We start from the raw sequence: 23,384 nt of genomic DNA, 5'->3' as shown, positions 1-23,384 counted from the left end.
TTTAATAATGAACTTCTATTAATGCGGCTGCTTCTTTGGCACGTTCTACAATTTCTTCAATAGGGGTTTCTAAAGTGTCATTTGTTAATGCCACTCCCATCCTTCTGTACGGACGTGATGTTGGTTTACCAAAGATTCTAAAATCAGTTTTTGGTAAAGTGGCTATTTTTTCTAGTCCAATAAATGTTGGATTTGTACTGTTTTCCGAGGCTAAAATTACGGCACTGGCTCCTGCTTTTTCAAGCGTAATTCCAGAAATGGGTAAGCTTAAGATGGCTCGTAAATGCAATTCGAATTCATTGAAATTTTGTGTTCCTGCGAGTGTTACCATTCCAGTATCGTGTGGGCGAGGGGAGAGTTCAGAGAAATAGACCCCGTCATCTGCCAAGAAAAACTCTACACCAAAAAGTCCAGCGCCACCAAGGGCTTCGGTTACTTTTTCCGCCATGTCTTGCGCTTCATACAAGGCTGCGTCAGAAATTCTAGCAGGTTGCCAGCTTTCCTGATAATCACCCCGTTCTTGACGGTGACCAATAGGTGCGCAAAACAAAGTAGGATTGTTATTTTGGGTAACGGTTAATAAAGTAATCTCCGAATTGAATTTTACAAAAGCCTCCACAATTACTTCAACCACGTCACCACGTGATCCTTCTACAGCATATTGCCAGGCTTTCTCAATATCGGCTTCGGTTTTTATAGTGGATTGCCCTTTTCCAGAGGAAGACATTAAGGGTTTTACCACACAAGGCATTCCGACAGCTTCGACTCCTTTTTGAAGTTCTTCGGCAGTTGTGGCATAACGGTAATTGGCTGTTTTTAATCCCAATTCTTTAGCAGCGAGATCGCGAATGGCTTTGCGATTCATGGTAAAGTTAGCCGCTTTTGCCGATGGAACTACTGTAATTCCTTGCTTCTCATAATCATAAAAACGTTCGGTACGAATGGCTTCAATTTCGGGAACAATAAAATCAGGTTGGTGTTTGGCTACAATACGATCGAGTTCGACTCCATCAAGCATATTGATAACTTCAAATCCATGAGCTACTTGCATGGCGGGTGCGTTTTCATAACTGTCAACGGCAATTACGGTTTGCCCGATGCGCTGCGCTGCGATTACAAATTCTTTTCCTAATTCACCTGAACCTAGCAATAGTATTTTCATGTTTTTGTTGTCTTTATTGAGACAGTAAAAGTAAATAAATCAATTTTTATTACTGCCAATTCACAAATTGTTTTTGTAAAGAATACGTATTTTTAGTCACAATCCGCGTGAGGGATAGTAGCGGCATCTCCCGATTTAGAAAAACAAGGCTTTTTAGCCGTAGTTTTTGTTAATCGGGAATACAGCGAATAGCCCGACCCTTTTTGGGTCACGCCCAAAAAAAATACCTCAAGAAAATTTCCTGAGGTATTTAGTATATATAAAAGTAGGTTTGTAGACTTTAAGATGTTTTATTATAGTGCTAATGCATCTTTGATTCTTCTTAATGCTTCTTTCAATATCTCGTCGCTAGTTGCGTAAGAGAAACGGATACAGTCTGGGTTTCCAAAAGCATCGCCTGTTACCGTAGCTACATTAGCTTCGGCCAATAGGTACATAGATAAATCCATTGCATTTTTGATTTCAGTACCTTTTAATGTTTTTCCGAAGAAAGAAGAAACGTCAGGGAAAACGTAAAATGCTCCTTCTGGCACATTGATTTTTACTCCTGGAATTTCTTTCAATAAACCAACTACTAAATCTCTACGAGAATGGAAAGCGTCGACCATGTGTTTCAAAACCGATGGATCAGCATCGACAGCAGTAATTGTAGCACGTTGTGCAATACTGTTAGCTCCTGAAGTTACTTGACCTTGAATTTTGGTACATGCTTTAGCGATAAATTCAGGTGCTCCAATGTAACCAATACGGTATCCTGTCATAGCAAAAGCTTTGGCAACTCCGTTTACAGTTATCGTTTTGTCAAACATTCCTGGGATAGAACCAATACTACAAAAAGTTCCTGAAAAATTGATGTGCTCATAAATTTCATCAGCAACAACATATACGTTAGGGTGTTTTTCTAATACTGCAGCAAGAGCTGTTAACTCCTCACGGTTGTAAACAGATCCTGATGGATTACAAGGAGTTGAGAACCACATCATTTTTGTTTTTGGTGTGATGGCTGCTTCTAGTTGTGCTGGAGTGATTTTGAAATCAGTTTCGATAGAAGTAGGAACTTCTACAGGAACTCCTCCAGATAATTTTACGATTTCGAAATAAGAAACCCAGTACGGTGCAGGTAAAATAACCTCGTCACCATCGTTCAACATTACTTGTGCAATGTTGTACAAAGATTGTTTTGCTCCTGTTGAAACTACAATTTGAGATGGTTTGTACTCTAAATTGTTGTCTCTTTTGAATTTTCGGCAAATTGCTTCTTTCAAATCACCGTATCCTTCAACTGGAGAATAAGTACTATAATTATCGTCAATAGCTTGTTTTGCTGCTTCTTTGATAAAGTCAGGTGTATTAAAGTCAGGTTCCCCTAAACTTAAACTGATGATGTCTTTTCCTTGTGCTTTTAATTCTCTAGCTAAAGCAGCCATTGCTAATGTTTGTGAAGTCGCTAGATTGTTAATTCTGTCTGAAAGTGGATTCATTAAAAATAGTGTTGAATTCCCTGAATACTGTCTTAATTTAGGGAGGTTAATGATTAGTTTTTAGTTTTATTTTGTTGTAGAGACGCAAATTGTGTCTTTACATTATATCATTTCTGGTTTCATTCCTAAATCTTTCAAATGCTTAAAGTGCGCAATTACAGCTGAACGCATTGTTTTGTATTCGTAATAAGGAAGGTTGCACTCTTGTGCTGTTTCTTTTACGATTTTCGCAATTTTTCCGTAATGGACATGACTAATATTTGGGAAGATATGGTGTTCAATTTGGTGGTTTAATCCTCCAGTGTACCAGTTTACGACAGCATTTTTTGGAGCAAAATTAGTGGTAGTGAATAATTGGTGAATGGCCCAGGTGTTATCCATTTCGCCTAACTCATTTGGTGATGGATTAGTCGTTTCTTCTACAACATGTGCTAATTGGAATACTACACTTAGTATTAATCCAGCCGTATAATGCATTACAAAAAATCCTATTAATACTTTCCACCAAGTGATACCAATAACGATTGGTAGTACAATCCAGATAGAAACGTAGATGATTTTGGTGATAATTAATGTAGTCCAAAGTATTTTTGGACTCTTGGCTTCTCCATAAGATAGTTTTCTTTTTAGGTAACTTCTCATTTGCTTAAAATCAGTTGTTAAAGCCCAATTAAAAGTAAGTAAGCCGTATAAAAACACCGAATAATATTGTTGGAAACGGTGGAAATTATGCCATTTTGCGTCTTTTGTAAAACGAATGATTCTTCCTGCATCTAGATCTTCATCATGACCTGGGATATTGGTATAGGTATGGTGCAGTACGTTATGCTGCACTTGCCAGTTGTGAACATTTCCGGCCAAAACATAAATGGTTCCTCCCATAAATTTATTAACCCAACTTTTATTAGAGTATGAACCATGATTTCCATCATGCATTACATTCATTCCTACTCCAGCCATTCCTATTCCCATAACTATGGTCAATAGAAGATGTGCCCAGAAAGGCATGTCCAATGTTAAAATCAAGAAGTAAGGAGCAAGAAAAACGGTAATAAGAATTATCGTTTTTAAATAAAGCCTCCAGTTTCCTGTTTTTTGGATGTTGTTTTCCTTGAAGTAATTGTTCACCCGCGAGTTAAGTGTTCTGAAGAACTTCAGTTTATCTTGTTTTGCAAATGTAGGTGCAGTATTATTCATAAGTAATTGTAATAAGTCCCAAAGATAATTATTAAAAATTTTAACTCTGCAAAATTGAGTTAAATATTTAAGACTTAAAAACAGTACTTTTGTTAAAAAATTAGAACGATGGATGAGATTATTAGGTATTTTCCTTATTTAACCGAGATTCAAAAGGAACAATTCGCAAAATTGGACTTTTTATATCACGATTGGAATGAAAAAATAAATGTTATTTCTAGAAAAGATATAGACGCTTTATATACTAAGCATATTTTGCATTCTTTAGGAATTGCAAAAATAATGAAATTTGAACCAGGAACTTTTGTTCTCGATGTGGGCACTGGTGGAGGATTTCCTGGAATTCCTTTGGCGATTCTTTTTCCTGAAACGCGTTTCTTTTTGATAGATATTATTGCTAAAAAGATAAAAGTAGTTCAAGGAGTTGTTGATGCATTAGAATTAAAAAATGTAAAAGCAGAACAATTGCGTGCTGAGAATGTAAAAGGAGATTTTGATTTTATCGTAAGTCGCGCGGTTACGAATATGCCGGATTTTGTTTCTTGGGTGAAAACCAAAATAAAAAAGCAACAAAAACACGCATTGAAAAACGGAATCTTATACCTTAAAGGAGGAGATTTAACCGAAGAGTTGAAGGATTTTCCTAAGGCAACAGAATATAATTTAGCCGACTTTTTTGAAGATGAATTCTTTGAAACCAAGAAGGTGGTACATTTGCCATTGAAGTTTGTGGTTTAATACAATGAATTAACATTATATTCGAAAATTAAATTCAGAAATAACTACCCCTACAAAGACTTTGTGTTTTTGTAGGGTTTCTTTTTTTATCCAAATTTTGTAACATTCGAAAGTTTCTACTGTCTTATTATTTAGCTGATAATTAAAACCGGAGAACAATGAAAAAAATATCTAGACGCACTTTTGTACATAATTTTGGTATTGGAGTTGGGGCAACAACAGTAATGGCATCATTGCCTTCATTTATGAGCTTGGCTGAAAATAATAGTGCCATTCATGACGAAAAAAAACTGAATATTGCTCTTATCGGATTGGGTCGTTATGCAGGATATTTAGCCGAGGGATTACAAGTTTCTAAATATTGTCGTTTAGCGGGAATTGTAACAGGAACACCTTCAAAAGCTGTAGATTGGGGTAAAAAATACAATATTCCAGAGAAAAATAAATATAACTATCAAAATTTTGATGCAATAATTCATAACAAAGATATTGATTTGGTCTATGTGGTTTTACCTAATGCCATGCACAAGGAGTATGTTATTAGGGCTGCAAAGGCAGGAAAACATGTTATTGTAGAGAAACCTATGGCAGTCACGGCTAGTGATTGTCAAGAAATGATTGATGCTTGTAAAAAGGCTGGTGTTCAATTAGCAGTTGGTTATCGTTTGCATTACGAACCGTATAATTTAGAGATGAAACGATTGGGTCAAGAAAAGGTTTTTGGTCAAGTGCGTTTAATAGAAACTTCTTTAGGTTATAATACAGGCGATACGATTGATTGGCATCAAAAAAAGGCATTGTCGGGAGGCGGGCCGTTGGTTAATTTAGGAATTTATTGCATTCAAGCGAGTCGCTATATACTGGGTGAAGAACCTATTTCAGTAACGGCGCAATTTGGCCCCATTACTAATAAAATTAAATATGCCGAGGTTGAAGAATCGATTACATGGCAAATGAATTTTCCAAGTGGAGCAGTTAGTAACTCCGCTAGTACTAATAATTGTGGAGTTGATAGGTTATTTGCATCGGCTGATGATGGTTTTTTTGAATTAAGTCCTGCTATAAGTTACGGACCATTTAAAGGAAGAACCAGCAATGGAGAATTGAATTTCCCTGAAATAAATCAACAGCAAACGCAACTTGATGAAATAGGAAAATTGATTTTAGAAAATAAAAAATTACCTAGTCATATTACTGGAGAAGAAGGAATAAAGGATGTCCGAATTATAGAAGCTATTTACGAAGCTGCCGAAACGGGCAAAAAAGTCTCCTTGATTTAAAACAAAAACCCACAAGAATACTATTGGTTCTTGTGGGTTTTGTTATTTATAAAAGTTCTTTGAACCTTTATATTTTGCGATCTATTCTCCCAAAAATGGGTATCTGTAATCTACTGGAGTAACAAAAGTTTCTTTGATTGTTCTAGGAGAAGCCCAACGCAATAAGTTCAATGGAGAACCTGCCTTGTCATTTGTTCCTGAAGCTCTTGCTCCGCCAAATGGTTGTTGTCCTACAACTGCACCTGTTGGTTTATCGTTGATATAGAAGTTACCAGCAGCATTTTGTAATTTTACTGTTGCTACTTCAATTGCATAACGGTCTTGACTGAAAACAGCTCCCGTTAATGCATATTCAGATGTAGTATCTACTAATTCCAGTGTTTCTTCCCATTTCGCATCTTCGTAAACGAAAATAGTCATTACTGGTCCGAATAATTCAGTTGCCATTGTGGTGTAATGAGGGTTAGTTGTTACGATAACTGTAGGCTCAATAAAATATCCCACTGATTTGTCGTAGTTTCCACCAACAATAATTTCAGCATCTGCATCTTTTTTAGCTTGGTCAATAAAACCAGCTAATTTATCAAATGAACCTTCATGAATAACAGCTGTGATAAAGTTACCAAAATCTTCTGGAGAACCCATTTTCATTGATTTTACATCAGTGATGATTTGTTCTTTAATCGCTGGCCACAAACTTTGTGGTACATAGGCTCTAGAAGCTGCTGAACATTTTTGACCTTGAAATTCAAAAGCGCCACGTACAATTCCTGTAGAAACTTGTTTTGGGTTAGCGCTTGAATGTGCAATGATAAAATCTTTACCACCAGTTTCTCCCACAATTCTTGGGTATGTTTTATAGTGGTGAATGTTTGTTCCAATTTTTGCCCAAATGTCTTTGAAAACATGAGTTGAACCTGTGAAATGCAATCCTGCAAAATCACGACTTGCAAGAACCGTATCCGTAACCATTAACGCATCACCAAAAACAACATTGATAACTCCATCAGGAACTCCTGCTTCTTTGAATACTTCAATAATAATTTGTGCTGAGAATACTTGGCTATCACTTGGTTTCCAAATTACAACGTTACCCATCATGGCAGCACTAGCTGGAAGATTAGCAGCAATTGCTGTAAAGTTAAATGGAGTAATCGCGTATACAAATCCTTCTAGGGGTCTGTATTCTAGACGGTTCCACATATCTGAAGTAGACGTTGGTTGATCTCCGTATATTTGAGTCATAAACTCTACGTTAAAACGTAAAAAGTCAATCAGCTCACAGGAAGCATCAATTTCTGCTTGGTGTATATTTTTAGATTGTGCAATCATTGTTGCAGCATTTATTCTAGCTCTGTAAGGTCCTGCAATTAGTTCAGCTGCTTTTAAGAAAATAGCTGCACGTTGTTCCCAAGCCATGTTTGCCCACGCTGTTCTAGATTCTAAAGCATTAGCAATAGCTTTCTCAACATGTGATTTTTCAGCAAGGTGGTATGTTCCTACAATATGTTTGTGGTCGTGAGGAGCCGACATATTTTTTGTATTTCCAGTTCTAATTTCTTCGCTTCCAATATATAGAGGGACATCGATTTTAGAATTCCACATTTTAGTGTAAGCTGCTTGTACGGCTGCTTTTTCAGGTGAATTTGGTGCATACCCTTTTACTGGTTCGTTTACCGCTTTTGGTACGTGAAAAAATCCTTTTAGCATGATATTGTAATTTTTTAATCTGTTTAAATACAGATAAGATTAGACATTCAAAGATAGATAATTGCACTAAATGTTGCGAATAATTTATTGCACAACAAAAGTACAAAGGATAATTTAAAAAATTGATAAAGAAAGTATAAGAAAAACGAAATATATTCTAAAGAAATAAAATAGATTAATTTAAAGCAAATGGTGCACTTAATCTAAAGGTAGGAACAAATACTTTAAAGGTTTTTGTAGTAGTGAAATTAATCATATTGAAATACCCTTTCATAGCTCCATAAGGCGAAGCTAAAAGGCAACCAGAACTATACGTGTGAAGCTCACCAGGTTTTAAAACGGGTTTTTTTCCTATTATGCCTTCACCGTCAACTATTTCTATATCATTTAATGAATCAAAAATTTCCCAATGACGAGAAGTTAGTTGAACCGAATCCTTACTGTGGTTCTCAATTGTAATCTCGTAACTAAAGGCAAAGTGAATCTTATAGTTTTTGAAGTAAGTGCCTTCAAAACTAGTCAAAACGGAAATTTTTATGCCTCTTGTAATTTGAGAAACCATCTTAAAGTATTTAATACGTGTTTAATAGCAACAAAATTACGAAATTTTGATTTTGTAGCGCTATTTTTCGCAATGTTTTTTAGTTTATGATGTTTATCGAACTAGCGGTTCCTTTGCCAATAACCTTGTCGTAGCGATCGGTATTTTCTCTGTAATATACTAAAACGGAGTAATTATTCTCGGTTTGATAAAAATTTCCATCTATTGCATTTTCATAATCAATGTTTCCTTTCGTATCAGATACTACATATTCATAATTGGTAAATCCTTGTTTTATTAGCAACGCTTTTTCATAAATCCCTTTTTTAGCATTGTAATCCATCTTGTATTCTGGGGTCAGACTATAGTTGTTGAACATCCCGTTGATGTAAATGTCTTTGTTCATTCTAAAAGTAGGTGCGGAAAGACTAAAATAAACCCATGCATAATCGGCTTCGATTTCATTATTTTCAGCATTGATATTACGAACTAGAAAACGACCATCTATATCTTCCCGTAAAGAGTAAGGGAAATTTGTTCGGGCATTATTAGTATATAAATAGGCACCATAAATATCAGTGCTTGAATCTACACGAGCTACATTATTATTGGCCACTTTTATGTCTTTATTCTCAAAATATAAAAATTCATTTCCCGCCCAAAATTGGGTTTCGGTGTCGTATTTATAAATTAAATCGTTACCTATTGTATATTGAGGCACTATATTTTTAATAGGATTGTTTAACTTGTCATTTTGAAACAGTATGACCTTAATATTCTTTAAGGGGTTTTGAAAGTTGATTGTAGTTGATTTTATTGAAAACTCTACATTGTGTTTGTATTCTAAATTAGCTACTGTTCGCGCTCTTTTTATTTGAATTGGAACGGTTACTAAGTCTTCATAAAGAATAAATTTTCTAGAAAAAACAACTTCTTTATTTTCATTTAAAACTTTCAATATGTAATTTCCACTCAGTCGTAATTGTTGGGTGTACTGGTTGGGAATGGAAAGATTGTAATGAGAATAGATTTGTAACGTATTAAAAGAATTACTGTAATCTTGAATTCTTTGGTTGTCGAATCCTAGCAAATAGTCACTTTTTGGTATTTCCGAAGGAGTCCAATTGTAATCGCAATGGATAATTTCATAGTAGTAATCAGCTTCATTTCCATATAAATCATCAAATTGTAACTGGAACCCACTGCCTAATTGAAACACAGGAATTGTATTTTGATTATTTTGGATAAAAGATACCGTCTTGATATTAAATGGGGGAGCAACTTCAGTTTCTACTTGAGCAGATACTGAGGTGATTATAAAAAGCAATATTATTTTTCGAAAAAAAGAGTAGAGCATGTTTTCTATAGTTGCTAGAATGTAAATATAAGAATTTAAGCCATACTAATAGCGTGTCAAAGAGCATGCTAAACTATAAATAGTTTTCCCTTTTTACTTATTTGAAGCAAACAGGGATAATCTCACCTTTAGCTAAACAGTATTTTTCGACTAATTCTGGTGCAATTGTATTGGTATAATCTTCTTCGATTACTTTAAAACCAATGCTTCTTAACTTGTCAAAATAATCCCGACCGTAAATACGTACATGATCGTATTGCCCGAAAATTTCAGCACGTTTTTTTTGATCTGTAATTGTATCGTCAGCAAAAGTTACCGCACGTTTCAAATCTTGTGGGATTTGCAAAATAGCCATTCCGCCCGGTTTTAGTACGCGATACAATTCTTGCATGGCCTTTGTGTCATCTGGAATGTGTTCTAGAACATGATTACATAAAATAACATCGTACTGATTGTCCTCAAAAGGCAAATCACAAATATCTGCTTTTACATCTGCCAAAGGTGAAAATAAATCGGTTGTGGTGTAATCTAGATTTTTTTGGTTTCTAAACAATTTATAAAATGCTTGTTCAGGAGCAAAATGTAACACTTTTAATGCTGAATTCATTTCAGTATCTCGTAATTTAATTCTGTTTGTATCTGTAACAGAGGAACCTGAAACGAGTTCAGGTTTAAAAAAATCAGTCTTTTCATTTAAGTACAACCATAATAAACGGTGTCTTTCTAAAGAAAGCGTACTTGGTGAAAGCACATTATTTCGTTGCGTTCCATACCCATACGGCAAGAAAGTTTTAAAACTTTTTCCATCAATAGGGTCTGTAAAAGCAGTTCCTTTTAAGGCCAAAGCCAAAACAGGTCTCGCTACATAACTTAAACGAATAAGAATAGGACGTGGGATGGTATTGAGTATGAGTTTGAATAGTTTTTTCATATTTATTTCGCAAGAATCTTTGTAAAAAAGTTTAAGTTTTACTTCAATGACCTTAAATGTCTTAAATGGTAAGTTATTTACAAACCATATAAGACATTTAAGGCCATATAAGTTTTTAAAAAATTAGGATTTATATTTTATAAAACTAATGGCACTTTTCTAAATTCATCTTCTTCATTACTCACAATGCCTAATGCTTGATATACATAAGCAAACGTAGAAAGGATCTCTGGTTTGCCATCAATTAAAGCCACATCATGTTCAAAATGAGCACTTGGTTTCCCATCAGCAGTCAAGATTGTCCAACCGTCTTTTAATTGTTTGATATTTCTTGTTCCGAGGTTAATCATAGGTTCGATAGCAACAACCATTCCTTCCACAAACAGTTTTCCGCGACCGCGTTTTCCGTAATTAGGCATCTCAGGATCTTCATGCATTTTTTGCCCTAAACCGTGTCCTACTAATTCGCGAACCACACCATAACCATGAGATTCTGTATATTTTTGGATTGCATTACCAACATCTTCCACACGATTCCCAGCTTTAAATTCGCGGATACCTACGTATAAAGATTCTTTGGTAACTTGTAATAATTTTTTTGTTTCAGGAGAAACTTCTCCTATTTCAAAAGAATAAGCGTGGTCTCCGTGGTATCCATTTTTAAATGCACCACAATCTACCGAAATCACATCACCGCTTTCTAGAGGCGTATTATTTGGAATTCCGTGTACCACTTGCGCATTCGGACTCATACACAATGAGTTTGGGAATCCATATAAACCTAGAAAACTAGGCACAGCACCATGATCACGAATGAATTCTTCGGCTAATTTATCTAAATGTAATGTAGTTACTCCTTCTTTGATTTCAGAAGCAATCATTCCTAATGTTTTCGATACGATTAAGGCACTTTCGCGCATTAACTCAATTTCTTCACGGGATTTAACTATAATCATATTTTCTAATTTTCAGTTGGCAAAAGTACGATTTTTAAATTATTTAATCAGGATTGGCCATAATTTTAAAAAGTTCAGCATTTGAGTTAAAATATCTGTTTTCTAAAGCTATTGAAGCTAGTTGTGCACTGATCAAACTGTTCTCTCTACTGTTTATTAAAAACAGTGAGCTTTCGCCAAAAGTAAACAAGCGTTCCTCTGATTTTAGCATCACAGTATAATCTTCGGCCAGTGTTTTAATAATTTTATTTTGTTTTTCCAAAGACTGAATTTCTATTTTTTGAGCACTAATTTTATTCGAAAGTTGCACACGTTCTAGATTCAAAGTAAATTCCGATTCCTGAATTTTGTATTGTGCTAGTTTTAAACTCCCGCGTTCTTTTCGTAAAAACAAAGGAAAATAAAAGTTCAAACCAATTTTATAATTTTCAAATTGATAGTTGTCAATATAACTGGGTTCAGCGATATAAGAATAACCCACGTCAATTTTTGGCAGTAGCATATTCGCTTTTAGCTTTTTTTCCACAGTCAAAATTTCGATTTTGTTTTCAAGCGCATTAATCTTCGGGTGATTGTCCAATGTGAAATCAGAATTCACTAAATCATTTGTTTTTAATGTTTCTTGAATACTAGCATCCACAGCTGTTTCTGGAATAAGACTATCAGCTAATTCTAGCGGAATCGAATTTTCTAACCAAAGAAAGTTAGATAACTCTAGCTTGGCTTTGTTCAATTTTAATTTAGAATCCTCCAGATTAAGCAGTCTGTTTTTTACGCTAATTCCAGCCTCGATACTGTCTATAGCACGTTTATCACCTGCTTTTATCAGGGCTTTTATTCCGTTGAAACGAATTAGTGCATTGCTGCTGTAGGTTTCATATAGTTTAACTTCATTATAGGTTTTCTTCCAGTTAAAATAGGCGATAGAGGCATCATACAAAACAGCGATTGCTTGTAATTTTCGTTCAGCTTGGCTCAGTTTCAACTGAATTTTTGCCTTGCGTACATCGGCCATTCTTTGATTGATAAACAAACCTTGTCCTAGTGGCACTGTAATTCCTAAAGAGGTTAAACCTTGGTTAGGCACTGTGTTTTCAGGATTTAAGTAAATTCCGTCATTGTTGTCAAAACCCGCTTTTATTTCGATTCCGTACCAAGTAGGGATTTTAAAACTGCTGTTTAGTATTGAATAATATTCTTTGTCTTTAAATTGCTTTTCTTTAAAATCAACTTCAATTTTCGGGTCAAATCCACCGCGTGCCATCATCAAATTAGCTTGTGCTTTATTGATTTCTAAGTTGGCTGTTTTTACTAGTGGATGGTATTTCTTGACATAGCCCAAAAACTCATTATAAGTAAACTCTTTGTAAGAGTTATCGTTTGGAGCTTGTCCAAAAGCAACACATCCAAAGAATAGAAAAAGGATAAGAAGTTGTTTCATTATTTTTTTTCTTTAACTGTTTTTACGTCTGTTTTATAATAATTTGGTGGAAACCCATTTAAAATTCTCCATACTTCAAACCAGATAGGCACGGTGTCTAGTAAGGCAATAGTTTCGGCACCTGAACCAATACTTATTTTTTTAGGCCAAGGAGCTTCTTCTTTGTCTGGAGCAATTAGAATTCGGTATTTTCCATTGTCACTAATGAAGTTTTCGATAGCAACAATTTTGCCGCCAAAAGTTCCATAAGAAACATCAGGCCAGCCTGAGAAAACGATTGTTGGCCATCCATCAAACCAGACTCTCACTTTTTCCCCTCTATTAATTAAGGGCAAATCTATTGGGTCAACATACGTTTCAACGGCAATGTCGTACTGTGCTGGCATAATGCTCACAATAGGCGTTCCTTCTTTTACTGTTTGGCCTATTCCTGCTTGTAACACTCTGTTTACATAACCACTTTGTGGTGCTTTGATATAGTACATTCCATTTCTAATACTATAATTTGCATATTGATTTTCTAATTTATTTACTTGTGCTTCGGTATCAAATTGATTGCTCATAGCCGTGTATTGATCACTTTGTGCTTTCGATACTTTCTCCGCGTATTCAGCAGTAATACGGTTGGTTTCTACTTTGGAATTGATATATTCATTTTTACTAGTTAGGAATTTATTTTCCTGAGTAATAATTTTAGCTTCTACTTCTTGCAGTTTCAATTTTTTATCCTCGACATCAGTCAGTGGTTTAAGACCTTCTTTATTCAACTGTACGGCACGATCAAACTGCGTATTTGCAATCTTAAGTTGGGTTTTTACCGCTACTAAATCCATACTATCACTTTTTATTTTTAAAAGCGACTGTTTGATTTTGTTTTGTGCTTGTTCTAATTTTAGTTTTTTTTCACTTTCAATATTCTGAATTTGACCTGTCATGGTTTTTACTTTAGAACCATATGACTCCAGAGACAATTTCTTAGCATTAACTTGTTTTTGAGTATTAGCCACTAAATTTGGGTCCATATAATCCTCTTTAATTTCAGATATGAAAAGGATAGTATCCCCTTTATTGACAAAATCGCCTTCTTGTACGTACCAGTTTTCTATTCGACCTGAGATAACACTTTGTATTGATTGCGGTCTTTGGTTGGGCTTTAAAGTAGTCACAGCCCCAGAACCTGAGATGTTTTGCGTCCAAGGAAGGAATAGAATTAATATTCCCAAAATAAAAAACAAGACGATGATTTTGTTTAAAATCTTTGAATTCGAATTCAAGTTCAGGTTTTTAATTGTATTGAATTTTTTTAAACTCGGTGAATTCGTTTTGTTATTGTCAGATATGTTTAGCATAACCTATAGTGTTTTTGAGTCGTGTTGAATACGTCCGTTTTGCATGATGATTTCTCGATTGCATTTAGTTTTCCAATAAGGGTTTTTAGAGGATACAATAATGGTCCATTGGTTTTCTTTGGCAGTAATAAAATCAATAATTTCATTGGCTACTTTTTCATCCATAGTGTCGGTTGGATCCTCATAAAATAAAATTCTCGGTTTATGAATGATGCTTCTGGCCAACAGTATTTTTTGAGCATTCGATGATGAAAGTTGTCTTCCTTCCGGGAAAATTTTTGTTTCTAAACTTTCTGGTAGTGATTTAATGTAGGATGTTAATTGTAGCCCGTCAATTGCCCACTTTAAATCTTCTTGACTGATTGAGTCATCGTTAAAAGTTATGTTTTCATGGATCGTTCCTTCAAATGGAGTTTCGCCATAAATAACACTTCCTATTTGAGAACGGTATTGTTTCAAATCGATTTTTTTGAATGTATCATCGTTGATGTAAAAACTTCCAGTTGTAGGTTTTATTAGTCCCGATAAAATTCGGATTAATGTTGATTTACCTGATCCGTTTTCTCCGTTGATTACAATGCGTTCACCCTGTTCAATTTTCAAAGAAATGTCATTCAGAATTGTATTTTTAGAATCCGGAAATTTGAATTTTACTTTTTCAGTTTCTAAAGTGATATCTGCATAGCAGAAATTAGTATTTTCGGTATCAAACTCTTCTTCTAAACTCAAGTCTGCTACTTGACCTATTTTCTCAACCGAGGTTAGTACATCATAAAATGTTTCAAGACCAAGAATGATTTTTTCTACGGAGTTAATTACTAATAATATGATAATTTCGGCGGCAACGAATTGCCCTATATTCATTTGTTGTGATACTACGAGAAATCCACCAATAGAAAGCAAACTCGCTGTAATAATAATTTTAAAAATGATCAACTGAGTAAATTGTCTTTTGATAACATTAAAATGTTTTTCACGATAGTTTAAATATTCACTTACTAACTGATCGTTTTTTTGAAGACCATAATCAAAGTTGAGTTGGTTTCTAAAACTATAATTATTTCGAGCCATTTCTTGTAGCCATCCTGCTACTTTATATTTATTTTTTGATTCTTTTAAACTGGTTTCTAAACCTGATTTATAGGAAAGTTTAAAGATGAAGTAAAGCAAAATAATTAACATTATTCCAAATACTATAAAATAAGGATGGTATAACGATAGAAGAATAACACCAAAAGCAATTTGTAGTAAAGCCGCCGAAAAGTCAATTAGTAATTTTGATGTACCTTTTTGAATGGTCATTGTATCAAAAAAACGATTGGCTAATTCTGGGGGATAGGTATTGTACAGTTCTTCAAATTTAATTTTAGGTAATCGAACTGCAAATTCAAATGAAGAACGAACAAATATTTTTTGTTGTAAGTTTTCTGTAATTCGCAATTGCATTAAAGATAGAATTCCAACTAGTGCTACACCCATTACGACTAGAAATATCAATACAATCCAAGAGACACTTACGCGACCCGATTGTATAAAATTAATAATAGCCTGAATGCCTAAGGGAAGTGACAAACTGATTAGTCCAGCAAAAATGGCATAAAAAAATAGTTGGGTAATGTCTTTTTTGTCAAGTGCTAATAAGTTGTAAAAGCGTTTTAGTGGAGTCATGGCCTTTTTATTTTTTTAAAATAGTTGTGATAAGATGAATGTAAAAGTCAGTTGGGCTTATTTTTTCATTACAGTTGGTGATAGTAGTAAGATGATCTCTTAAAAAATGCTGATGGAGTGCACCTTCTATTATATTTGAAGCTAGGCTTTTTGCAAATGGATAATCAGGATTTACTTCAATGATTAAATTAACAATTCTATTAGTTACTCTTTTGTAAATTAAAAAGAACCCTATTTTGTTCTCTTCATCTACTTCTTTAGTATGAAGTGTTTTTGTGAATTCAGAAATGATTATTTTATTTAAAATTAATTCATTGATGTGCTCTGTTTTTTCATCATCCTCAATTTTTTCAGTTACAACTGTGATCGCTTTTTTGAGTTTTTCAAATGGATCTTCAATATTATTTGTGGCAAAAAACAATTTATATTCCATCCAACTCCAGTACCATGAAGAAAGATAAACCAGTAATTTGTGTTTGTTTTCAAAATAGCGGTAAATAGAGCTTTCATTTGAGCCAATTTTTTCTCCTAATTTTTTAAAAGTGAAATTGTCAAAACCAATCGCGTCTATCAAAAGGATACTTTCTTGAATAATTTTTTTACCCAATTTTGATGTTTCTGGATCTTTTACATAGATGTTTTCGTTTACTTGTATTTTAATAGACGCGATCAAATCCTTCATAACTAATATTATTTAGTGCAAATATAACAGTAATACTATCAAAAACAATATTTTTCACATAAAAAAAGGCTATCCAAATAGAATAGCCTTTAATATTTAAATTAAATATGCTTTTTTACAACAATGAATGTTGAGTCATAACTGCTGGTTTTTGAATCCCCATTAATTCTAGAATTGTTGGAGCAATGTCACCTAAAACACCATCGTGAACTTCTTTTAATTCCTTATCAACTAAAATAAAAGGAACTGGGTTAGTAGTGTGAGCCGTATTTGGACTTCCATCAGGATTAATCATCGTTTCACAATTTCCGTGATCAGCAATGACAAGAATGGTATAGTCATGAGCTAAAGCGGTTGTGATTACTTTTTCGACACATTTATCAACTGCTTCACATGCTTTGATAGCCGCTTCCATAATTCCTGTATGACCTACCATGTCGCCATTGGCAAAATTAAGACATACAAAATCTACATCTCCTTTTTCTAACTCTGGAATCAAGGCATCAGTTAATTCAAAAGCACTCATTTCAGGTTGCAAGTCATACGTTGCTACCTTTGGGGAGTTTCGTAAAATTCTGTGTTCTCCTCTAAAAGGAATTTCTCTTCCTCCTGAGAAGAAAAAAGTAACGTGAGGATACTTCTCAGTTTCAGCAATTCTAATTTGAGTTTTATTGTTTTTTTCTAAAACTTCACCAAGTGTTTCGGTAATGTTGTCTTTATTGTAGACTACTTTTACATTTTTGTAGGTTTCGTCATAATTTGTAAGAGTTACATAGTACAAATTTAATTTGTGCATGTTTTCTTCATGGAAATCTTGTTGAGAAAGTGCTTCGGTCAATTCGCGACCTCTGTCCGTTCTAAAGTTGAAGAAAATAACAACGTCGTCTTCTTGAATAGTCGCAAGCGGTTTGTCATTATCATCAACCATAACTATTGGGTGAATAAATTCATCCGTTACTTCATCTTGGTAGCTTTTTTCAATACTTACTATAGCATTTTTTGAGGGTGTTCCTTTTCCATTAACTAATAAATCATAAGCTAATTTTACTCGTTCCCAACGCTTGTCTCTGTCCATCGCATAATAGCGTCCAATAACTGAAGCTAATTTTACAGTGGTGTTGGCAATATAGTTTTCTAAATCTTGAATGTATTTTTTTCCTGATTTAGGATCAACATCACGCCCATCAGTAAATGCGTGAACAAATACTTCTTGTAAACCGTAATCTTGTGTGGCATCAATCAATCCGCGTAGGTGAGAGGTATGAGAGTGAACACCACCATCAGAAACTAATCCTAAAAAGTGTACTTTTTTGTGGTTGTCTTTTGCGTATTGAAAAGCATCTTTGAGTACTTGTTCTTTTGCTAATGTTTTATTGGCTACAGCCAAATTAATCTTAGCTAAATCTTGGTATACAATTCTTCCGGCACCTAGGTTCATATGACCTACTTCGCTATTTCCCATTTGTCCTTCTGGAAGACCAACATGAAGGCCATCAGTTCTAAGTTGGGCGCTTGGGTAATTTTTGTAAAGACTGTTTATAAAGGGTACATTAGCATTGTCGATTGCAGATACTTTTGGGTCAGGAGATTTTCCCCAACCGTCCAAAATCATTAGTATAACTTTTTTGTTCATTTCGATTTATTTTAAACAAAGATAAAGTATTTCTAAAAATGTTTGGACTAATCTAAAAGACTATTATACATTCCTTACGGAACATTAACAAATAAAGTTGATTTTGTTGTAGATCAAAGTCTGTTTCTTACGCTTGATGTGTTTTATGATTTGCGTTTTAAGCTATTGTAATCAATAAAGTATTTTACACTTATTGAAAAAGTATGGCTTAATGCGTCATTATTCAATAAATTCGTAATGTTCTTTTCGAAGTTTTTATTGATAGTATCTTCAAAATTAGCAGCATTATTTCGATATAAAACAGAAACTTGACTACCAGGTGCAAACCACCAAGAGTACGATAAGTCAAAATTCCAAGAATAAAAACTAGAGTTCTTATTGGTAGTGTAATTAGTATAGTCAACTAGTCTTCCGTTTTGTTCTAATGACAAAAAGTTTTTATTTTCAGCATAAGACCAGTATTGGCGAACAGCTAAATCGAAATTCATTTTGCTACTAATGGAGTATTTTCCAGAAACAGTGTTAGAGTACGTGACTACGTTTCTATTTGCAAAAATAATGGTTTCGGGTGTTCTACTGTTTAAATCATCATCAATGCTGTCTACGAATCCTTTATTATTGTTTTTTCTTTGGAAATAAAAGTTATAACTCATGGAAAATTTATCATTAAAACGATATCTAGGTCCTAAAGAAACTTCAAAAGTGTTTCTTTTTGTTTCATTAAAAATGGCATAATAAGGATTAAAATCAAATGCGAATTTGTTATTGTAATTTGAGGATATGTACAACCAAGCATTATACCTTTGTGGAAGAATTACATATCTGTTATCCGTCCTGGCTTCATAGAAATCATAAGATTCAAGAGGGCTTATATTAGTTCCAAAACCAAGATAATGATTTTTCTTGTTATTCAGATTTAGGTTTATATTAATGTTGTTGCCTTGAATTTTACCCGTTTCTTTATGAAACTGAGTGTACATATTGTAGTTGATTCTAAAGCTGTTGAAGTGTTTAGTTGAGTTTAAAATTCTATAGTTAGCATTTCCGTAAATCGAATAATAATTAGTTTCAAAATTAATACCTAGGTCATTATTATCGTAGTCTTTTGTTACTAAATCTGCACCAAAACTATATCTATATTTGCCGCTTGTCTCAGCAAAATTTAAAGTAGTAGCGATTCCTTTTTTATCCTCAAGATTATTTACAAAACTACTTTTAAAATTTCCAGAAAGGTTATAGGTGTTTTTCTTCGTGTTTAAATCCCAAACCAATGCCGATACATTTGCATCGCGAAAATTTCCGTTTCGAGTCACGTTAGTATTAATAAAAGAAACTGACGAGTTTTTTCTAAAACGCTGGTCTAATACGAGTACATTGTAATTTGTTAACGGTTCCACTTCGATTCTGCGAGTTTCATTGTTTACTGTGTTCTCAATAGTAGCATACGTTTTTTCGGTAACTGCATTTAAAAATCCAATTCCTAGTCCGTTTTTTGTTCTTCCAGAAACTTTTAAAGCGTTGATTAAGTTTACGCTTGAAGGGTTGTCTTTAATCACTTCATTTTCAGTAGTGGTTGGGTAAACTGTAGGTCTTCCGCCAATTCTTCTAGAATAAAGCAAGTCACCTTTACTAAATAAGTCGGTACCTTCTGTAAAAAAGGACCTGTTCTCATTGAATTGCTGTTCAAATGGTCCTAGATTTAATATTTTGTCGTCATATTTTGTTTGTCCAAAATCAGGAACTAAGATGGCGTCGAGAGTAAAAGCATCATTAATCCCGTATTTAATATCTAACCCACCTTTGAGTGTTCCAATTGTTTTTTGTTGCGAGTTGGCATTGACGTAAAAAGAAGAGTACGGTAAAAGGAATAAACGAGTAGGGGGCTTTATATTTTCAATTCCCTCAAGAACTCCAGATTGTTGTGTAAAGGTGCCTACTTTAGAGTCAATATAATTCCAAGTGTACTTTTGACGGTCTCGCTTAATTTCTCTAAAAAAATTAAGTCCCCATGTCTGTTTGTTTTCTCCTGAGAAGCGCAATGCAGCGTAAGGGATGCGCATTTCAACTACCCAACCAAAATCAGTAATTAAAGCTTTGCTTTTCCAAATAGCGTCCCAAGAATAGTCTTCTCCATTTGCATCTGTGGTAATGCAATCGGCTTGACCATCAGAAGCGCATACATAAAATTGAAAATCTTGTTGTCCATCATTAAAGCCATTTATAAAAACACCAAATAAATCTGATGTTCCAAATTCGTCTCTTTTGGATATTTCTTTTAATATTTTATTGGGCTCGTCATCATATAATGTAGCGGCTATGTAAACAGCATCATTATCATATATTACTTTTACTATCGTTTTTTTGTTCTCAGGAATTGGTTTTCCATTGTCAGGTTGAAACATGATAAAGTTATCAGCTACTGGAGTTGTCTCCCAAATACTTTCATCGAGTTTGCCATCGATAGTAATGTTATTTGAAGTAAATGTGGTTTTTAAGACTTTTTTTTGGCTGAAGCCAAAAATAGAAGTCATTAAAAAAAATATCAAAAGTTGATTTTTCATGAAATTGTTTAATGTTGAAACAAAAAGATAAAACCAATTTTAAAACTATAGTAAATAGTACTTTAATTAGGTTTGTATAGTAGACTAAAGTAAGGGTCTATTGTTACAGTTTATATTAAAAAAATATTAAAATTTATTTTTAACTCTATTGTAATCAATGAAATAACGCAGACTTATTGATAAAATGTTAGTCATGTTGCTATTAAAAACATTTTTCAAATTAGTGGTAAGGCTTTTTTCGACAATACTTGCGCTTTCTTGAGAATAATTACGATACAAAATGGACAATTCGCTACCTGGAGCAAACCACCAAGAGTAGGCAAGGTCAAAATTCCAAGAGTTGAAATTTCTATTTTTATTGAGAGTGTAGGTAGTATTAGGCGTCAGATACCCATTGTCTTCTAACGTTAAAAATTTGTGATTTTCAGAGTAGGACCAATAATAACGAGCGGTTAGATTAACGGTCATTTTGTTGTTAATTGCATACTTCCCTGAAATGTCATTTTGTAAAATCTCTCTGTCTCGTTGTCCAAAAATAATGTCGTTATTATCAAACCCCACCCAGCCACGGTCATTTTTTTTATTAGTATAATCTAAAATGCAAGAAAGAGATAATTTATCATTGAATCTATAGTTTGGTCCTACAGCTATTCCATAAGTGATTCTTTTATTTTGATCGTATACAGCGATACTTGGAGTAAAGTCAAAAGTAAAAGCGTTATTTTTATTAAATTCAACTCCAAAATAAGAGGTGACTCTTTTAGGTATTTGTACATATCTTCCTCCAACTCTGGGTTCGTAGAAATCGAATGTCTCAACAGGAGTTGCTACAATGGCAAACTCAAGATAATCGTTCTTTTTTGTAGTCGCTTTAAAGACCGTTTTATACCAGGCTTCTTGCAGTTTTCCTGTAGTATTTTGAATTTCTAAATTCAATTCTTGTTCAACTTTAAAGGTATTAAAATATTTTGTAGGATTTAAAATTCTATAACTTCCATTGGCGTAAGCATTATGATAGTTAGTGTAAAATACGATTCCAAGATCATTCACATCATAATTTTCTGATATGTATTTTCCTGAGAGTAAATACCTGTATTTCCCACTCGTTTTCGCAAAATTCAAAGAGGTTTTGTATCCATTATAATCAACTACATCGTTTATAGTACTGTATTTATAGTCTCCATATAAATTATATGTATTTGCTTTTGTGCTTAAATCAAATACTAAAGCAGAAACATTGGCGTCTCTAAAGCTTCCATTGCGCGTGGTGTTTGTGTTAACAAATGAAACTGATGAGTTTTGATTGAAACGTTGATCCAGAACGAGGATATTGTAGTTTGTTAATGGCTCAATAACTTCTTTTCTTGTTTCTTGGGTATCAGTGTTTTGAATTGTAGCAAAAGTTTTTTCGGTTAATGCATTTAAAAAACCTATTCCTAAACCTTTTTCGGTTCTACCAGAAATTTTTACGGCATTGATTAAGTTGACAGAATTTGGATAGTTTGTGACTTCTTCTGCATCAGTTGTTGATGGATAAGTGCTTGGCGCTCCACCAATTCTCCGAGAATAAAATATATTTCCAATATTAAATAAGTTAGTACCTTCAGTAAAAAAAGGACGATTTTCATCTAATTTTTGTTCAAAAGGTTCTAAATTTAAAATGGCATTATCGAATTTTGTCTGACCAAAATCGGGGACTAAAATAGCATCTAAAGTAAAGGCGTCGTTAATTCCGTATTTTATGTCTAATCCAGCTTTCACTGTTCTGTCAGAGGTGTAGTTGTCTTGTTGGTAATACGCCGAAGTGTAGGGAATAAAGAAAAGACGTGTTGGTGTTTTAATGTTTTCAATACCTTTCAAAACTCCGGCTTGCGTAATCACGGCTCCAATTTTAGTATCAACATGATTCCAAGTGTATTTTTGGGCATCTCGTTTAATTTCGCGCATAAAATTTAAACCCCAAACTTGTTTTTTGGCTCCAGAGAACCGCAATGCAGCGTAAGGAATTTTCATTTCTACTACCCATCCAAAATCAGTTATTTTGACCTCGCTATCCCATATAGCATCCCAAGAAAAATCTTCATTACCTTCGGTTGCAAGACAGTCCATTTGTACTCCGGCTGCACTTACATAAAAGCGAAAGTCTTGTTGACCATCATTAAAACCATTTATAGATACTGAAAAATGGTCTGAAACTCCAAAAACATCTCTATTGGTTATCTCCCTTTGTATTTTGTCAGGTTCATTATCGTATAAAACCGCCGAGACGTAGATGGCATTATTATCGTATACTACTTTTACTTCAGTTTTTTTAGTATCACTTATGGGTTTTCCATTATCAGGCTCAAACATTACAAAATCACTTGCGATATCCTCATCCTTAGCCCAAGCTTCTTCATCAATTTTTCCGTCAATAGTAATACCTTCCAAAATAGATTTCGCAATAAGTACTTTTTTCTGAGAATAGGCGTTTAAACTAAAGAAAAGAATGATGAGTAATGATAAAGAGTGTGATTTATGCATAAATTAAGAATATGGTTAAGCAAAAATAACATTTTTAACACAAAAAGCAAATGCTATGTGATTTTATTTGTAATCTTTTGTTTACAAATATTATATTAAATTTTTAGCTTAATTTTTTTTTAAAGTAATTTGTAGTATATTCGCAATCCCAAATATATCACATAACATAATTAA

General features: G+C 33.8%; 17 protein-coding genes. 2 read left to right on the top strand and 15 right to left on the bottom strand.

What is annotated here, in order from left to right; translation table 11 throughout:
- Position 1 precedes the first annotated feature (1 nt).
- From purT to AB3G36_RS01090, 3 genes are all read right to left on the bottom strand, one after another.
- Complete coding sequence (gene purT, locus AB3G36_RS01100) at positions 2–1,162, bottom strand: formate-dependent phosphoribosylglycinamide formyltransferase (protein WP_367755164.1); 1,161 nt, start codon at positions 1,160–1,162, stop codon at positions 2–4.
- Positions 1,163–1,455: 293 nt separating this feature from the next.
- On the bottom strand, positions 1,456–2,643 hold the full coding sequence (locus AB3G36_RS01095) for a pyridoxal phosphate-dependent aminotransferase (protein ID WP_367755162.1): 1,188 nt from the start codon (positions 2,641–2,643) through the stop codon (positions 1,456–1,458).
- Between the two features lie 102 nt (positions 2,644–2,745).
- Positions 2,746–3,840 (bottom strand): fatty acid desaturase, encoded by a 1,095-nt coding sequence (locus AB3G36_RS01090; protein WP_367755160.1) that lies wholly within the window; start codon positions 3,838–3,840, stop codon positions 2,746–2,748.
- Between the two features lie 108 nt (positions 3,841–3,948).
- On the opposite strand from AB3G36_RS01090, the gene rsmG reads away from it, so the two are divergent.
- On the top strand, positions 3,949–4,578 hold the full coding sequence (rsmG, locus tag AB3G36_RS01085) for a 16S rRNA (guanine(527)-N(7))-methyltransferase RsmG (protein WP_367755158.1): 630 nt from the start codon (positions 3,949–3,951) through the stop codon (positions 4,576–4,578).
- A 158-nt stretch (positions 4,579–4,736) separates the two neighbouring features.
- Positions 4,737–5,858: a Gfo/Idh/MocA family protein gene (locus AB3G36_RS01080; RefSeq protein ID WP_367755156.1), complete on the top strand. Its 1,122-nt coding sequence runs from the start codon at positions 4,737–4,739 to the stop codon at positions 5,856–5,858.
- An 81-nt stretch (positions 5,859–5,939) separates the two neighbouring features.
- Here AB3G36_RS01080 and pruA read toward each other — a convergent pair whose 3' ends face one another.
- From pruA to AB3G36_RS01020, 12 genes are all read right to left on the bottom strand, one after another.
- The gene (pruA, locus tag AB3G36_RS01075) at positions 5,940–7,568 is read right to left on the bottom strand and encodes an L-glutamate gamma-semialdehyde dehydrogenase (protein WP_367755154.1); all 1,629 of its coding nucleotides are present in this window, start codon (positions 7,566–7,568) and stop codon (positions 5,940–5,942) included.
- Between the two features lie 175 nt (positions 7,569–7,743).
- Positions 7,744–8,130 carry a Co2+/Mg2+ efflux protein ApaG gene (gene apaG, locus AB3G36_RS01070; protein WP_367755152.1) on the bottom strand — a complete coding sequence of 129 codons (387 nt, stop codon included), beginning with the start codon at positions 8,128–8,130 and terminating at the stop codon, positions 7,744–7,746.
- Between the two features lie 79 nt (positions 8,131–8,209).
- The gene (locus tag AB3G36_RS01065; RefSeq protein ID WP_367755150.1) at positions 8,210–9,466 is read right to left on the bottom strand and encodes a DUF5103 domain-containing protein; all 1,257 of its coding nucleotides are present in this window, start codon (positions 9,464–9,466) and stop codon (positions 8,210–8,212) included.
- A gap of 97 nt (positions 9,467–9,563) precedes the next feature.
- Positions 9,564–10,397, bottom strand: coding sequence for a class I SAM-dependent methyltransferase (locus AB3G36_RS01060; RefSeq protein WP_367755148.1), 834 nt, complete (start codon positions 10,395–10,397; stop codon positions 9,564–9,566).
- 137 nt (positions 10,398–10,534) lie between these two features.
- Positions 10,535–11,353 (bottom strand): type I methionyl aminopeptidase, encoded by an 819-nt coding sequence (map, locus tag AB3G36_RS01055; RefSeq protein WP_367755146.1) that lies wholly within the window; start codon positions 11,351–11,353, stop codon positions 10,535–10,537.
- A gap of 43 nt (positions 11,354–11,396) precedes the next feature.
- Complete coding sequence (locus AB3G36_RS01050; RefSeq protein ID WP_367755144.1) at positions 11,397–12,794, bottom strand: TolC family protein; 1,398 nt, start codon at positions 12,792–12,794, stop codon at positions 11,397–11,399.
- Complete coding sequence (locus tag AB3G36_RS01045; protein ID WP_367755142.1) at positions 12,794–14,143, bottom strand: HlyD family secretion protein; 1,350 nt, start codon at positions 14,141–14,143, stop codon at positions 12,794–12,796. Before AB3G36_RS01045 ends, AB3G36_RS01050 begins: the two co-directional genes overlap by 1 nt.
- A gap of 3 nt (positions 14,144–14,146) precedes the next feature.
- Positions 14,147–15,811 (bottom strand): peptidase domain-containing ABC transporter, encoded by a 1,665-nt coding sequence (locus AB3G36_RS01040; RefSeq protein WP_367755140.1) that lies wholly within the window; start codon positions 15,809–15,811, stop codon positions 14,147–14,149.
- Between the two features lie 7 nt (positions 15,812–15,818).
- Positions 15,819–16,493 (bottom strand): TetR/AcrR family transcriptional regulator, encoded by a 675-nt coding sequence (locus AB3G36_RS01035; RefSeq protein ID WP_367755138.1) that lies wholly within the window; start codon positions 16,491–16,493, stop codon positions 15,819–15,821.
- A gap of 115 nt (positions 16,494–16,608) precedes the next feature.
- Positions 16,609–18,126: a 2,3-bisphosphoglycerate-independent phosphoglycerate mutase gene (gene gpmI / locus AB3G36_RS01030; protein WP_367755136.1), complete on the bottom strand. Its 1,518-nt coding sequence runs from the start codon at positions 18,124–18,126 to the stop codon at positions 16,609–16,611.
- A 143-nt stretch (positions 18,127–18,269) separates the two neighbouring features.
- Positions 18,270–20,687, bottom strand: coding sequence for a DUF5916 domain-containing protein (locus AB3G36_RS01025; RefSeq protein WP_367755134.1), 2,418 nt, complete (start codon positions 20,685–20,687; stop codon positions 18,270–18,272).
- Positions 20,688–20,813: 126 nt separating this feature from the next.
- A complete protein-coding gene (locus tag AB3G36_RS01020) occupies positions 20,814–23,210 on the bottom strand; it encodes a DUF5916 domain-containing protein (protein WP_367755132.1) in 2,397 nt (798 codons plus the stop codon).
- Positions 23,211–23,384 lie beyond the last annotated feature (174 nt).

Origin of the sequence: Flavobacterium sp. WC2430 (assembly GCF_040822075.1) — a bacterium.
GTDB lineage: Bacteria > Bacteroidota > Bacteroidia > Flavobacteriales > Flavobacteriaceae > Flavobacterium.
This window is presented reverse-complemented; position numbering and strand designations above follow the sequence as displayed.

Coding starts and splice junctions, on each gene's coding strand:
- AB3G36_RS01095 (WP_367755162.1), bottom strand. CDS start 2,643: ATGAATCCACTTTCAGACAGAATTAACAATCTAGCGACTTCACAAACA.
- AB3G36_RS01035 (WP_367755138.1), bottom strand. CDS start 16,493: ATGAAGGATTTGATCGCGTCTATTAAAATACAAGTAAACGAAAACATC.
- AB3G36_RS01025 (WP_367755134.1), bottom strand. CDS start 20,687: ATGAAAAATCAACTTTTGATATTTTTTTTAATGACTTCTATTTTTGGC.
- apaG (WP_367755152.1), bottom strand. CDS start 8,130: ATGGTTTCTCAAATTACAAGAGGCATAAAAATTTCCGTTTTGACTAGT.
- AB3G36_RS01080 (WP_367755156.1), top strand. CDS start 4,737: ATGAAAAAAATATCTAGACGCACTTTTGTACATAATTTTGGTATTGGA.
- AB3G36_RS01060 (WP_367755148.1), bottom strand. CDS start 10,397: ATGAAAAAACTATTCAAACTCATACTCAATACCATCCCACGTCCTATT.
- AB3G36_RS01050 (WP_367755144.1), bottom strand. CDS start 12,794: ATGAAACAACTTCTTATCCTTTTTCTATTCTTTGGATGTGTTGCTTTT.
- AB3G36_RS01040 (WP_367755140.1), bottom strand. CDS start 15,811: ATGACTCCACTAAAACGCTTTTACAACTTATTAGCACTTGACAAAAAA.
- map (WP_367755146.1), bottom strand. CDS start 11,353: ATGATTATAGTTAAATCCCGTGAAGAAATTGAGTTAATGCGCGAAAGT.
- gpmI (WP_367755136.1), bottom strand. CDS start 18,126: ATGAACAAAAAAGTTATACTAATGATTTTGGACGGTTGGGGAAAATCT.
- rsmG (WP_367755158.1), top strand. CDS start 3,949: ATGGATGAGATTATTAGGTATTTTCCTTATTTAACCGAGATTCAAAAG.
- pruA (WP_367755154.1), bottom strand. CDS start 7,568: ATGCTAAAAGGATTTTTTCACGTACCAAAAGCGGTAAACGAACCAGTA.
- purT (WP_367755164.1), bottom strand. CDS start 1,162: ATGAAAATACTATTGCTAGGTTCAGGTGAATTAGGAAAAGAATTTGTA.
- AB3G36_RS01020 (WP_367755132.1), bottom strand. CDS start 23,210: ATGCATAAATCACACTCTTTATCATTACTCATCATTCTTTTCTTTAGT.
- AB3G36_RS01090 (WP_367755160.1), bottom strand. CDS start 3,840: ATGAATAATACTGCACCTACATTTGCAAAACAAGATAAACTGAAGTTC.
- AB3G36_RS01065 (WP_367755150.1), bottom strand. CDS start 9,466: ATGCTCTACTCTTTTTTTCGAAAAATAATATTGCTTTTTATAATCACC.
- AB3G36_RS01045 (WP_367755142.1), bottom strand. CDS start 14,143: ATGCTAAACATATCTGACAATAACAAAACGAATTCACCGAGTTTAAAA.